The organism is Paenibacillus sp. MAHUQ-63 (genome assembly GCF_028765165.1).
Lineage (GTDB): Bacteria > Bacillota > Bacilli > Paenibacillales > NBRC-103111 > Paenibacillus_E.
Map to the genome: position 1 here is coordinate 1559076 of NZ_JARADB010000002.1, position 13389 is coordinate 1572464.

Annotated in this window: 12 protein-coding genes; 8 read left to right on the forward strand and 4 right to left on the reverse strand. The window is 48.3% G+C overall.

The features are described from left to right. The first annotated feature begins 47 nt into the window (after positions 1-47). The 3 genes from PUT07_RS15325 to PUT07_RS15335 all read left to right on the forward strand — a co-directional run bounded on the left by PUT07_RS15325 (position 48) and on the right by PUT07_RS15335 (position 6310). The gene (locus PUT07_RS15325) at positions 48-1523 is read left to right on the forward strand and encodes an S-layer homology domain-containing protein (RefSeq protein ID WP_274469028.1); all 1476 of its coding nucleotides are present in this window, start codon (positions 48-50) and stop codon (positions 1521-1523) included. 40 nt (positions 1524-1563) lie between these two features. Further along, the gene (locus PUT07_RS15330) at positions 1564-5568 is read left to right on the forward strand and encodes an NPCBM/NEW2 domain-containing protein (RefSeq protein WP_274469029.1); all 4005 of its coding nucleotides are present in this window, start codon (positions 1564-1566) and stop codon (positions 5566-5568) included. Positions 5569-5707: 139 nt separating this feature from the next. Further along, on the forward strand, positions 5708-6310 hold the full coding sequence (locus PUT07_RS15335; RefSeq protein WP_274469030.1) for a histidine phosphatase family protein: 603 nt from the start codon (positions 5708-5710) through the stop codon (positions 6308-6310). A gap of 33 nt (positions 6311-6343) precedes the next feature. On the opposite strand, the gene PUT07_RS15340 is transcribed toward PUT07_RS15335, so the two are convergent. Then, entirely contained in the window at positions 6344-6625 is a 282-nt protein-coding gene (locus PUT07_RS15340) for a hypothetical protein (RefSeq protein ID WP_274469032.1), read from the reverse strand. Positions 6626-6759: 134 nt separating this feature from the next. On the opposite strand from PUT07_RS15340, the gene PUT07_RS15345 reads away from it, so the two are divergent. Continuing rightward, positions 6760-7707, forward strand: a complete 948-nt coding sequence (locus PUT07_RS15345) for a helix-turn-helix transcriptional regulator (protein WP_274469033.1) — start codon at positions 6760-6762, stop codon at positions 7705-7707. Between the two features lie 56 nt (positions 7708-7763). Then, on the forward strand, positions 7764-8246 hold the full coding sequence (locus tag PUT07_RS15350) for a GyrI-like domain-containing protein (protein ID WP_274469034.1): 483 nt from the start codon (positions 7764-7766) through the stop codon (positions 8244-8246). Between the two features lie 84 nt (positions 8247-8330). Here the strand turns inward: PUT07_RS15350 and PUT07_RS15355 are convergent, their stop codons facing one another. Next, entirely contained in the window at positions 8331-9077 is a 747-nt protein-coding gene (locus tag PUT07_RS15355; RefSeq protein WP_274469035.1) for an SDR family NAD(P)-dependent oxidoreductase, read from the reverse strand. A gap of 120 nt (positions 9078-9197) precedes the next feature. On the opposite strand from PUT07_RS15355, the gene PUT07_RS15360 reads away from it, so the two are divergent. Beyond that, positions 9198-10088 carry a LysR family transcriptional regulator gene (locus tag PUT07_RS15360; RefSeq protein WP_274469036.1) on the forward strand — a complete coding sequence of 297 codons (891 nt, stop codon included), beginning with the start codon at positions 9198-9200 and terminating at the stop codon, positions 10086-10088. A gap of 168 nt (positions 10089-10256) precedes the next feature. Here the strand turns inward: PUT07_RS15360 and PUT07_RS15365 are convergent, their stop codons facing one another. Beyond that, the gene (locus PUT07_RS15365) at positions 10257-10895 is read right to left on the reverse strand and encodes an HD domain-containing protein (RefSeq protein WP_274469037.1); all 639 of its coding nucleotides are present in this window, start codon (positions 10893-10895) and stop codon (positions 10257-10259) included. A gap of 41 nt (positions 10896-10936) precedes the next feature. After that, on the reverse strand, positions 10937-11584 hold the full coding sequence (locus PUT07_RS15370) for an FMN-dependent NADH-azoreductase (RefSeq protein WP_274469039.1): 648 nt from the start codon (positions 11582-11584) through the stop codon (positions 10937-10939). Positions 11585-11743: 159 nt separating this feature from the next. Between PUT07_RS15370 and PUT07_RS15375 the strand changes: the two genes are divergently transcribed. After that, positions 11744-12256, forward strand: a complete 513-nt coding sequence (locus tag PUT07_RS15375; RefSeq protein WP_274469040.1) for an Rrf2 family transcriptional regulator — start codon at positions 11744-11746, stop codon at positions 12254-12256. Positions 12257-12422: 166 nt separating this feature from the next. Continuing rightward, on the forward strand, positions 12423-13235 hold the full coding sequence (locus PUT07_RS15380; RefSeq protein ID WP_274469041.1) for an MOSC domain-containing protein: 813 nt from the start codon (positions 12423-12425) through the stop codon (positions 13233-13235). Positions 13236-13389 lie beyond the last annotated feature (154 nt).

Genomic DNA, 13389 nt, shown 5'->3' on the forward strand with positions numbered 1-13389 from the left:
GCTGTATGGATGGCGCCAATGGTGAATTCATAGTAAAGAGGTGGGTTATGAAAAAGGTCATCGGTCTGCTTATTTTTGCAGGCATCTTCTGGACGTCCTATGCTGGAAGCGTTTTCTCGGTTTCATCGGTAGTTTTGGAGGAAATCAAGGACGGCAGAGCCACGGATACCGTCACGATGTTAGGACACACCGATCTGGAGACGATCACGATCAAAGTCTTAAGACCGAATCAAAGCATTCTTTATATGAACGTTGTAAAGGGAGGGGACTTCAGCGATTCGTTCACCTTGCCGGATGATTCCGCACCTGGCACCTATACCGTAATTGCCGGAAGTGGCGACGATCAGAATTTGAAGAAATTCCAAGTTATCGCGCCTAGCCATGAAGAAGATGGCGAGGACTCGGGAGGAGGAACGTTTCTTGCGCCGGCTCATCCGACGCTCACGCTCAAGCCTGTCATACAGAACGGCATTGCCTCGGTTCAGCCGGAAGCGGGCCACAACACAGTGTTAATTGCCGTTAAGGATTTTGCGAATATGCCGCTAAAAGTGTTATTCCACGACGTGTATCTATCACTTGGGCCGTCCGAAGTTCAGGCTCTTCTCACACGAGCAGCCGACAAGGAGGGGGCGGTTCTTCAAGTCAAGGCGGAAGCGGCCGCAAGCACGGAAACGGGGCGGTTGATCCGTCAGAACGGCGCTCAATTGCAAATGGCCGGCAAGATCTTTGACGTAACGTTGACGCTGATAACGAAGGACGGCACTGAGATTCGGGCCGTTCAGCTGGCCGGGGACACGGTGCTGTCGCTGCCTTACGATCCGAAGGCCGATGAACGCTTGCTGGGTATCTACTACCGCAACGAGAACACGAGCCAATGGGAATACGTTGGCGGAACGGTGGATACGAGCTCGGAGCGGATCCAAGCCAAGCTTGAACATCTGAGTTCATATGCGGCTATCTCGTATAAAAAATCGTTCGATGACGTCCCATCCAGCCATTGGGCAAACCGAACGCTGGAATTGCTGGCTTCTCGTCATATCGTGTCGGGCATAACCGAAAACTTGTTTCGGCCTGACGACCCTACGACACGGGCGGAATTCACGGCGATGCTGGTGCGCTTATTGGAGCTGCCGACCGGCGGAGGAAGCACGCCTTTCTCGGACGTAAGCGCTGATGCTTGGTATGCCGATCCTATTCAGAGAGCCTATGCGGCCGGGTTGATCTCCGGGCTGACGGATACCGAGTTCGCCCCCGATGCCGCCATTACCCGCGAACAGATGGCTATGCTGCTCGTGAAGGCATATGAAGCCAGGCGCGGGAGCCTTCATGCGGGGCAGGCTCCGCAGCCGGTCTTCAAGGATGCCGATCAGATTTCCGGATGGGCCCGGGAAGCTGTGTACCAAGCATCGGCCTTGAAGCTGATGCAGGGCATCGGCGAGGGCATGTTTGACGCTCAATCCGCAGCTACGCGTTCACAGAACGCTCAAGCGATTTACAATTTGATGCAAAACCTTAAACCCTAAACGCAGTTGGGCAAAATTATAAATCAGGAGGAGAGCACGCTTGCATAATAGACGCTATTTGCCGCCAATTGCGGCCAAGTTGTTTTTAATGGTTTGTTTGCTGTTCGGCACTTTGCCGTTCGGGTTGCCGGGAACCGTATCGGCTAATTCCGTGCAGCTTCCAATCACCCCCAACACATTCGACGAAAGCACCGGTACGAAGGAAGCGAGTGCATCGGTGACCGGGGCAACCTATAGCGAAAGCTCAACTGCCCTCACTGTGACCGATGGAGTCTACGTGTCCGAATTGAATTGGGTCAGCATGGAATCGTATTGGAGCGGCGCCAAAAAAGATAAGTCGTTGGACGGTAACAAGCTGACCTCGGCGGGGAAAACGTATAGTAAGGGCATCGGGGTGCACGCAAATTCCAAAATCGTGTACAATCTTGATCCCACCTACAAGCGCTTTACGGCGGTTGCCGGGATTGACGACGAGGTCAAATCGAACCCGGATTATGTCAAGGCCAAGGCCAAATTTCACGTGAAAGCGGATGATAAGATCATCGCCAGTTCGCCGGAATTGAAATTTAACGAAACGTATACATTCCAAGTCACGATTCCGGCAGGGGCTAAGACACTGACCTTGGTCACCGATGACTTAGGCGACCCGACTTGCGACCATACGGATTGGCTGGACGCCCGATTCCTGCTGACCGACGATCATGGCGGCTGGTCGCCTTCCGATCCTGTCGTTATGGCCAGCCCCGGAGGTCAAGTCACCAGTATCATTGAGCAGATGGATGGAAGGCTGACTTATTCGATGAAGTTTAACGGCGCAACTGTGGTTGATAAGTCGGCGCTCGGCGTCATCGTGGACGGACGCGATATCGGCGAACGGGTGATCTGGGATAGGACACAGGCGGTCACCGTTTCTCCAGACGCTATCACTTATCCGATAACCGGCAGCCACTCCACGGCCATAGATCATCACACGCTTACGACGATTCCGATTACGGATATTAATAGCGGCATTACCTACCAGCTTCAAGTCAAACTGTTTGACGATGGAATTGCTTTCCGATATGTGATTCCGCCGGGTACCTCGGACCGTGTGTTCTCAGGTGAAAGCACCAGCTTCCGGTTGCCCGCGGACAGCATCGTCTGGTATCAGCAAAATACAACCAATTACGAAGGTCGCTTCACGAAGCAGAACGCCCAGTCTGTTCCTGCGAATACGAAAATCGGCCCGCCGATGACCATTAAGCTGCCGGGCAGCGCCGGGTATGCCGCGATTACCGAGGGAGCGCTCATTCAATATGCCGGCATGACCTTGATGGCCGAAGGCGGAGCCAGCTTCAAAGCCAATTTCATCAACGGCGGCAATTGGACCTTGTCCGGCGAGGTTTCGACGCCATGGCGAATCGTTACCGTTGCCCGCGATTTGAACGGTCTCGTGAACAACGACATCATCACCAACGTGAGCCCGCCGCAAGCGCCGATCTTTGACAACAACATCGATTGGATCAAGCCCGGCTCCTCCACCTGGTCCTGGGTAGTGGACGGTGATGTTAGCAAACGCAACATGCTGCTCTATACCGACTATGCGGCCGAATTAGGCATTCCGTACAATCTGATTGATGAAGGCTGGACGGACTGGGCATCAACGCCTGAGGAGTATTGGGCCGCGGTGAAAGAAGTCGTGGACTACGGCAAATCCAAGCATGTCGAAAGCTGGCTATGGAAATCCGCTTCCGATCGCTTGGGCATCAAAGGGTTGTTCAACCGCGAGGACCGGATATCCTTTTTCGAAAAGGCTAAAGAGGCGGGTGTCGTCGGAGTCAAGATCGATTTCATCGACGGCGAAGAGCTGTTCAAAATAAACTTCTATAAAGACACGCTGGAAGACGCCGCAAAATATCACTTGATGGTTAATTTCCATGGGGCCAATAAACCGACAGGTATGTCGCGGACTTATCCCAATGAATTATCCCGCGAGGGCGTGTATGGTCTGGAGCAAGGTGCACCGCCTGCCGATCATAACGCTACCTTGCCGTTCACCCGCTACCTGGCTGGTAACGGCGACTATACGCCAATGTCGCTCAGTAACCGGATGGGCAAAAGCTCCTGGAGTCATCAGGTTGCGACGGCGTTAAGCCTCACCTCGCCGATCCTTTCCTTCGGGGAGCATCCGGAGAACATGCTGCTGAATCCGGCTGTAGAGCTATTGAAGAGCATGCCGTCGGCTTGGGATGAAACCATCGTACTGCCCGGCAGCGAAATTGGGGAGGTTTCGGCGATGGCCCGCCGCTCCGGTACGACCTGGTATGTGGCCGCCATGAATGGCCTGGAGGAGCGCGCTATGGACCTGAACCTGTCATTCCTCGGCAGCGGGAAGTACAATGCCAGCATCTATGCGGACGATATGACGAAACCTAACGCTTACAACCTTGATAAGCAAGTGGTGACTTCAGGCGACGTGTTAAGTATGAAGATGAGAGGCAGCGGAGGCTATGTGGCCAAATTCAGCCAGCTTGACATGGAGCCGTTCGGCGGCGGATTTCTGGATCAGCGTACGGTTCATTTGACAATGCCGGACAGTGCAAGCACGCGCGAAATTCATTATACACTGGACGGTTCCGAGCCAAAGGCTAGCTCTCCGAGATACGAGAAGGAAATCGTGATTACCGATTCCGCTGTCCTCCGCGCGGTCATTACGAGGGGGGAAGGAGCCGGCAGCACCGTAACGGCTCGATTCAACAAAACCTTGCCGCTCATTAATATTTTGTACGACGGGGACCGGAACTGGGTCAATCCAGGCGGGAAAGTAAGGATACAGACCAATGCGGAGGGGAGCGACTTCGAAATTCGCTATACGCTGGATGACAGCGAACCGAACCAACACTCCCTGTTGTATACGGGACCGTTTACGCTCCCTGTAAGCACGACCAAATTGAAAGCCAAGCTTTATGCGAAAGGACAACCGGGCTCCAACACAGTATCGAAAACGCTATATACGCTGGAACATAACGCACCTGTGCCGCCTCTGCCTTCGGTTTACCTGGATGAACTGAATTGGGTCAGCGCGACATCCGGCTGGAACAATGTACCGAAGAAGAAGCTCTCGATTGACGGCAATCCATTGAGAGCAGGCGGTAAAACGTATGAGCGCGGTTTGGGGACACACGCCAATTCCGATATCGTATACACGATTCCTAGTGGGGCCAAAAGATTTGTCGCTATTGCCGCTGGGGATGACGAGGTGAAAGAAGAAGGCGGATATGCAAGCATGCTGTTCAGCGTGTATGTGGATGGGGAGCTTGCTGCCGCTTCGCCGCTCATCGGCAAAGGCATGCTGTGGAACTTCGACGTCCCGCTGCCGGAGGGAGCCAAGCAGATTCTTCTGTCGCTTAACGATGCGGGGGGTAAAAACTTCGACCACGGCGATTGGCTAAACGCCGGTTTCATGACAACAACTTGGACGGCCCGAGAATTGGCGGCGAGCATGAAGCAGATCGCGAATCCTTCGCCAAGCGACACCAGGCTTAAACTGCCAACCGTACCGACGGGATTCCGCATCGCGATTCAAAGTTCCAGCGACCCTAGCATCATTGCGCTGGACGGCACGATTTTAGCGCCTAAAGTGCAAACAACCGTACAAGTGGTTCTGGAGATTACCGACTTGTCGGACGGCAGTAAGGCGTCGACCGAGGCGATTCCCGTTCTCGTCCCGCAGGCAAGCGGATTAGCCCCATATACACTTACGACCACAGGCATTCTCAAGCGCCAAGGCGGCATCGAGGCCCAGGTGAGTGTGCAGCCGACGCCGGATGCGGTCAAAGGTCCGGATGAGCAGGTCATCGTCTTTCAACTGATGAAGGGCAACACGCCTGTAGGGATCGTGGCTGTGCAATCCGACAGAATCGAAACCTCCAAAGCTTTTACCGCTTACTTCAACATGGCGGACTTTGATTCCAGTCTGTACACGGTTAGAGCCATGGTGCTGGACCGCTTCAACAGTGATTTGACGTCTCCCGTCAGTTTGGCGGAGACGGTACAGTTACAATAGGCTGGGATAGTCCAGAGAAACCGTTCTTTCTGTTAAGGAAGAACGGTTTTTTGACCTCTTCAGATCTTGTGAATTTTCTTACATCTCGGTTCAGATTGAATGATAAGATAAAAGTAAAGCCATTTACTTAGGAGGTAGTATGCTAACATATATTTACTTTGTTCGGCACGGAATTGCACCCTTTTCGTTGGAGCTTGAATCGTCAGCAGGTGGAGCTAGTCTCAATGAGCAAGGAAAATTTGACTCAAAAAGAGTAGCTGATTTATTAAGAAACGAAGACATTGATTTAATCGTTTCTAGTTCATTTAACCGGGCGAAAGAGACTGTCATGCCATTAGCAGAGTTATTACAAAAAGAAATTATTCAATTTGATGAGCTTATTGAAAGACCGATCGCGAGTTTAAGCTATCCAGTACCTGAAGAAGAACTCTTATGCGGTATTGAAAAATCTTTTAGCGATATCGATTTTTGCATGCCGGAAGGGGAGACAACAAGACAAGCTCAAGAAAGATCTATACCCATAATAATGAATTTGTTGTCTGCCTATGAGGGCAAAAAAATCGTAATCGGTACACATGGAAACATAATGACGATTATTTTGAATTATTTCGATTCAAGTTACGGGTTTAATTTTTGGAAGCAGACCAGCAAACCGGATATATATAAACTTGAATTTGAAGATAGAAAATTAAAGCATGTGCGGCGATTATGGACCTTAACAAATCAAAGTTTAATGAATTAACTGGCCAAGATTCATATTACCGATAGCATTTGCTTACTTCATAAAATTTCGGACTAGATTTTCGACGACTACATCTTTCATATTATCGTTTTCCTCCTCCAATATGTGAATAAAATACTCTTCATTCGAGTTAGAAGCTCTGAAAATCATATTTTCTTTATCTGTTAGCATGACGTTATGGCCACAATCCCTGAGACATTTCTCATAATCATTCAAAGTTGGCTTTTGATGCTCCTCCAAGAAAATAACCCCTCTTAAAAGGGAACTTTTATCCTGGTGGATTACTTTAAAATGAACTGTGAATTCACTTTTCATAAGTCAAATCATCTCCCTGTTCGCACTTTTGATTGCTACTAAATTCATAATAAATAAGATGATTGCGGGAAGCTGTGATATTTATTACATTATGTAAGAGAAGAGCTTGGAGTCTAGTGAGGTGTGCAATCGTAATGAAAATTGACCGCTTGCTGGCAATAACGGTACTGCTGCTGAATCGCGGGCGTGTCAGTTCCAAAGAATTGGCTGACCGTTTTGAAGTTTCGACGAAGACGATTTATCGGGATATGGAGACCTTGAATCAATCGGGCATTCCGGTTGTGGCCCATCAGGGCATTTCCGGCGGATTTGAAATCATGGAACCTTACACCATGGCTCGGCAATTTTTGTCGCTCAGTGAAATTGAAGCGATTGTCGCGGCGGTAAAGGGGATGCATTCTGCCGTGGATGACCGTATGTTCGGCACTCTTCTGGATAAGGTAAAGGCGATGCTCAGTCGAGTAGATCGACTTCAAATGGAGCAGCAGGGAGCGGGAATTGTCTTCGATTTCAATCCGTGGGGGCAAGGACCTGTTGCGCGGGATAAAGTGAACAGCCTGAGACAGGCAATTGAGCATACAAGCGAGGTTAGCTTCAAGTACTTAAACATGAACGGTACAGAGAGTGAGAGAGTCGTCGAGCCTACTGCTTTAATTTTAAAAGGATACCTCTGGTATTTGCAGGCTTATTGCACGCTCCGAAATGAATTTCGCGTGTTTCGATTATCTCGCATACAGGAGCTGCGGGTGTTGGAGAAATCCTTCTTAAGAAAACAAGCCCCTTCGCTTGAGAACTACGCCTGGGAGTCGGATTGGTCGAATGCGAATCTGCAAGAGATGACATTTCGGTTCCATTCGAAGGTTCAGTACCGCGTTATGGATACCTTCGATCCGCAGCAAGTTACAAGAATGGAGGATGGGTCTTTACAGGTAAAAGGATCCTTCAACGAAGATGAATGGCTGTACGGCATGCTGTTGAGTTATGGTGAACATGTCACAGTAGAAGAACCGGTCGGTGTAGCCGAAGAAATGGTGAATCGGGCACGAAAAATTATGGAGCGTTATAAGAAACTGGACAGATAGGTGTCCACGTTCTCCCTGTATACTGATCATAAATACAAGAAGATGAGGGTGGAACTATGCATACATATATAACGAAGCAACCAGCAATAACCCTAACAGGTGTTCATGTTCGAACGACAAACGCGGAGGAAGCGGGTCCGAATCGGCGGCTGCCGCAGCTGTGGGAAACGTACTTTCAAAGCCAAATGACCTCGCAAATCCCGACAATCAATTTCCATCTGATCTATGCGCTCTATACGGATTATGAAAGTGATGCTGCAGGTGCGTACACCACTCTGATCGGGCACGAAGCAGCCGGCGAGAAATCGCAGGATGAGGACAAGTTCCACACCGTACAAGTACCGGCGGGCAAATATTTGGTATTTACAACAGAAAAGGGCCCTGTCTATGAAGTGGTAGCACAGGCGTGGGGCAACATTTGGGCCTATTTTCAGGAATCAGTGGAAGTAAGGGCATATACGGGGGATTACGAGCTGTATGACGCCAGAAATTTGGATCCCGCGCAGACACAGATTCAGATCTTTATAGCAATTAAGTAGGTAAAAAGGGCGCCTCATGCAGGCGCTTTTCTAATATTTATAACGCGAATTAGGTTCAGATAAATAAGAACAGGTTGCAGCCTCTTACAGAGATTGTCCGCTGTCTACAGTGATGATCTGACCAGTCATTGCATCCTGTTCCAAGGCAGCGCAGACCATGGAAGCAATATTTTCGGGTGTCGATATTCGCTGTAATAATAGGTTGGGAGCAAGCCGGTTCATTTGTTCTTCTCTTCCGGCCCACCATCTTGTCGCGACGGCTCCCGGGACTATGCAGTTGACCCTAATATCTGGGGCTAATGCTCTTGCTAACGATTTGGTTAGACCGTGAACGGCTGCTTTCGATACGGCATAAGGCAGCGAGGAGCCCAACCCTGTTTGTCCGGCGATGCTGCCAAGATTAACAATCGCACCTTGTTGATTTTTCTTCATGAAGGGCGCGACGGCTCGTGCGCAGTAAAACATCCCTTTTACATTCACAGCAAACAACGCATCCCAGCTTTCCTCCGTTACCAGCTCCAGATCCTCCATCGGAATGTGTTGGGTGATACTGGCATTATTCACGAGCAAATCCACCGTCCCGAATCCGAATTGCTGAACAATGGTTTCGATCATGCTCCGGACTTCCTTCTCTTGTGATACATCCGCTTGTACGGCGACTGCCCGCCCACCCTCATAGTTTATCCGTCGCACAGTTTCTTCTGCATCTGTTTGAGAGCGTGAATAATTTACGATCACGATGGCCCCCCGTTTAGCCAGTGCGAGACTGGTTGCTCTGCCAATCCCCGTACCGCCGCCGGTAATTAGGGTCACTTTGTTCTTTAATTCCATAATAATTCCACTCCCTTGGCTTCTTGATGGATTCATTGTAATAGATACAATGACGATTGTATAATTGAACTATTTGAATCATTCGTTCAATTTTTTTGAATTGTCACAGGGGGATGGACCGTGGATCTTAAAACGTTAAAAACATTTCAACTGATCGTGAAATACGGAAGCTTTATACGCGCAGCACAAGAAATGAACTATGTGCAATCCACCGTTACGATGCAAATAAAAAAGCTCGAATCCGAATTGGGCGTACTGCTGATAGAGCGCGGCAAAGAGATTGGTCTGACGGAAGCCGGAAGGCTGTTCTACGAACAGAGCCTGCAAATCGTAAAAAGTATGGAGAACCTTCAGTCAAGCTTATCGGATTTGACATCCGGTGAAACAGGACATATACGCATAGGAGTGACAGAGCCGACTGCAAGTTACCGCTTGCCTGGTATCTTGGAGAAATTTATGTCTGCTTATCCGAATATCCGCATTTCCATAGAAATCTCGAACACCCCGGCCCTTACAGAGCGGATACTTAAAGGAGAAATCGATTTCTCGATTTGTACAGCACCTAGCATCAGCTCCGAATTTTATTTTGAACCTTTATTTCAAGAAGAGTTCGTAGTCTTAATGCCCGAGAATCATCCGCTTTCGCAGAAGGATGTGCTAGAACCGGATGATTTTCGGGGGCATCGTTTACTTATTACATCATCGACTTGTCCATATCGCAGGAAGCTGGAGTTGGTTATGCAGGAAAAAGGAAATGTGACGCTCGATACCATGGAGATCGGGAGTATGACGGCTTTAAAATTTTACGTAGAGAAGGGGATAGGGATCGCACTTGTTCCTAAAATTACAGTGGAACCCGATAAGGGGACTCTTGTTAAGATGATTAGCGGAAGCTTGGTACATATGACTTTTGGGATCTTGTGCAAGGAATCCGCCTATCCGTTCCAATTGGCGAGTCAAAAGCTCTATCAATACATAAAGCGGGAATTAGTAACGCATTCCGAAGGCTAAGCATCCACGGCGAAAGCTGAAAAAGCTGCTCCGGCAGCCAACCGGAAACAGCATTTCGCATAGGTTTATTTCACCTGTCCACCAGAATGGGGGATGGGTTTGTTCACTTTCACTTTAAAATCCACCGATGTGTCGCCACCGAATTCGCATACTTCTGCTCAAACCTCATTATTCTTCCCATCTGGAATGCAGAACATGGTTGCAGAAATTTGGACGCGTATAGCCCGGGAGAAGCACTTCGCAGATATCGGCGTTAATCGTGCCATACGTCGTTTCCGGTTTATGTTTGAAGCCTTCCAAGAAGGCATGCAGAATGTTGTGTTTAAATTGGTTGCGCGGGAACGCTTTGACAATTTGCTGGCGGGTTTCTTCGGAAATGAGGTCGAAATTTTTCCCCACGACATCGTATCCGACGCCAAAATTCATCAGCGCTGCTTCGGATTCTTTGTATTCGACGATTCCGATCGTTGTATGCAGGGCGACTGCATCCCACACCAGCCTAATCGATTCCTCCGGGACGCCGCGGCTTCGCAGAAAATCGCGAGCAGCATTGGCCCCGTCCACTTCGAAACGCTTGTCCGGACTGCGATATGCGGGCGTTAGGCCCAAATCGTGGAAAAGAGAACTGATATACAGCAATTCCGGATCATACTTCACTTGCTGCTTCTTGCCTTGGATCGACGCGAAAAGAAATACCCTGTTCGAATGGTTCCACAGGAGTTCGTCGCCATGTTCGCGCAATAGCTCGGCCGCTTCGACGGCCAACTTACTATCAGGTATCTTGATATCTGCGATAAATGTGGACATTGCTTACAGCCTCCTAATCTAGGTCGTATCTGGGTCGAATATTAGGCCATCACTTTCTTGGCTAGACGAGCTGCTGCTTCTTTGGCTTCATTGTTTGCTTTGTCCAACACGGCTGCTTTGTCCAGCACGGAAGTACCTTGAGCGCGAATGATTTGGTAATCCTCAACGCCAAGGAAGTTGAACATGGATTTGAGGTACTTGTGCGAGAATTCGTTGTCGGTGTACCAGTCGTTGTTCGTGTACACGGCACCGCTTCCTTGAATCACGAGCAGACTGCGGCCGTCAGTCAGCAGACCTACAGCGCCATTTTCCGTATATTTGAATGTTTCACGCGCAATCATGATGTTATCCATGTAGTCCTTCAGCCGGGAAGGAATGTTGAAGTTATGAAGTGGCATAATAATGACGTACTTTTTGGCTCTTTTGAATTGCTGCAGAATGGTGTTCATGCGGTCCGTAACGCGCCGCTCGTCCTCCGTCAGTTCGCCATTGGAAGCGAATTTACCCCAAGCGTTCAGAACGGTGCTGTTCACTTCCGGAATTTCTTCCGCGTACAAATCGATTTGTTCGATCGTTTCGTTCGGGTTCAGCTTGCGGTAATTCTCAATAAAATGTTTGCCAACTTCAAGGCTGATGGATGCAGGGGAATCTACAGTGGCATGCGCATTAATAACAAGTAATGTTTCCATATATCGTACCTCCAAAATGAGTTTTGAATATCCAATTGGCGACAAATGCTATCGTCGATATTCATTGGTTATAATATACGACTGTGAGCAAAGGAAGTCAAAGCCTTTTTTCTGGTAATCATCCTGAGGCTGTCACTAAGTTGGGAAATGGGGGTTCTTATGCAATATAGCGTCGGCGTTGAATATGCACTGCACTGTCTCGTGTACCTGATTCCGAACGAAACAACGATCGGCATTAAGGAGCTTGCGTTCTTTCAAGGTATTCCGGAGACCTATTTGTCCAAAATATTCACGAAGCTTGCTAAAGCCGGTATCATCACCTCGGTTCCTGGCGTTAAAGGTGGCTTCAAGCTTGCACGAAACCCTGATGAAATTTCCTTCTGGGATGTTGTCGAGGCTGTGGAGGGCAAGAAGCCGATCTTCCAATGCCAGAACATCAAAGATAACGGCTACCTGTACCGCAGGGATGACTGTTCGGCATGTACAGCGTCCACGAGTCCTTGCACGATCAACTTCGTCATGCTCGAAGCCGAAGAAACTATGCAGAATTATTTGCGAAGCAAAAAATTATCTTGGCTGGAGGATGAATTGGATCGCGTTCTCCCCGTGCAAACACGCAAAGATACAAGGGCCTTCTTCGCTAAGCGCGATTTCAAAAATACAATCGAATAGGAAACAGGCAACATTGATTAGGATTTTCTATCGTTTCAATTAAATATTCAATATTGATCTATTATTTTATTAAAAGTATGCTATTAAACAGGAAAACACTTGAAGCATAAGATGTTGATCGTAGGGAAAAATATGTAATGCGCTGTACTTAAAAAGGAGATGTTGTATGAGCTATCCTCGTGTGGTTTCACTTTGGAGATATCCCGTAAAATCGATGATGGGAGAAGAGTTAAATGCAACAGATATTACTGAAAAGGGAGTACTTGGTGATAGAAAGTATGCATTGATAGATACTTCAACAGGCAAACTTGCCAATGCGAAGAATCCCATCAAATGGCCGAATATGTTTGATTATCGTGCTGTATATACGGACCCGTTACAAGATCCAACAAAACTTCCTCCTGTTAGAATCACATTCCCTGATGGTAGTTGGGGAGTCACGACGGATGAAGATATAAGCGAGAGGCTCTCAGGAAAGCTGGGTCGTCCGGTTAAAGTGGCAGCAACTTCAGATCAAGCAGGTGATGTTCAGTTCGAGGGGTATATACCTGATATTGAGGGATTAAATAACAAAAAAACGATTTTCACCCGCAGTTCCCCAGAAGGAACTTTTTATGATATTGCAATGGTTCATTTAGTGACAACAGCCAGTATGAATAAAATGAGGGAACTAATTCCGGAAAGTCGTATTGAAGTCAGACGTTATCGATCGAATATCGTAATTGATGTGCCTAATGAATCAGGGTTTATCGAAAATGATTGGGTTGGTAAAACCGTTCGAATTGGGGATGAAGTGATAGTAGAGGTTACACAGCCTTGCGTTCGCTGTATCATGACAACTTTACCTCAAGGGGATTTACCCAATGATCCAGCTATCCTTCGAGCTTCCGTTGAGCATAATAGTGGGGCAATGGGGGTATATGCGAAGGTCATTCGCACTGGACGTATTTATCGTGGAGATAAGATTATAGTCGAATAACAGAAAAGAGGACAAGAACATACATCCTTAAAGATTCGTGCGCTGCGCGAGATGATCTTAAGGGTGTAAGTTCTTGTCTTTTTTGTGCTACATCCTTTTTAAGTAAAGAGGTAGAATAATCTACCCTTTTAAAGCAAATACTTCCATCATTATA

Bases quoted from the DNA above. Each gene is read 5' to 3' on its own strand.
- PUT07_RS15325 (WP_274469028.1), top strand. From the start codon at position 48: ATGAAAAAGGTCATCGGTCTGCTTATTTTTGCAGGCATCTTCTGGACG.
- PUT07_RS15335 (WP_274469030.1), top strand. From the start codon at position 5,708: ATGCTAACATATATTTACTTTGTTCGGCACGGAATTGCACCCTTTTCG.
- PUT07_RS15340 (WP_274469032.1), bottom strand. From the start codon at position 6,625: ATGAAAAGTGAATTCACAGTTCATTTTAAAGTAATCCACCAGGATAAA.
- PUT07_RS15345 (WP_274469033.1), top strand. From the start codon at position 6,760: ATGAAAATTGACCGCTTGCTGGCAATAACGGTACTGCTGCTGAATCGC.
- PUT07_RS15350 (WP_274469034.1), top strand. From the start codon at position 7,764: ATGCATACATATATAACGAAGCAACCAGCAATAACCCTAACAGGTGTT.
- PUT07_RS15355 (WP_274469035.1), bottom strand. From the start codon at position 9,077: ATGGAATTAAAGAACAAAGTGACCCTAATTACCGGCGGCGGTACGGGG.
- PUT07_RS15365 (WP_274469037.1), bottom strand. From the start codon at position 10,895: ATGTCCACATTTATCGCAGATATCAAGATACCTGATAGTAAGTTGGCC.
- PUT07_RS15370 (WP_274469039.1), bottom strand. From the start codon at position 11,584: ATGGAAACATTACTTGTTATTAATGCGCATGCCACTGTAGATTCCCCT.
- PUT07_RS15375 (WP_274469040.1), top strand. From the start codon at position 11,744: ATGCAATATAGCGTCGGCGTTGAATATGCACTGCACTGTCTCGTGTAC.
- PUT07_RS15380 (WP_274469041.1), top strand. From the start codon at position 12,423: ATGAGCTATCCTCGTGTGGTTTCACTTTGGAGATATCCCGTAAAATCG.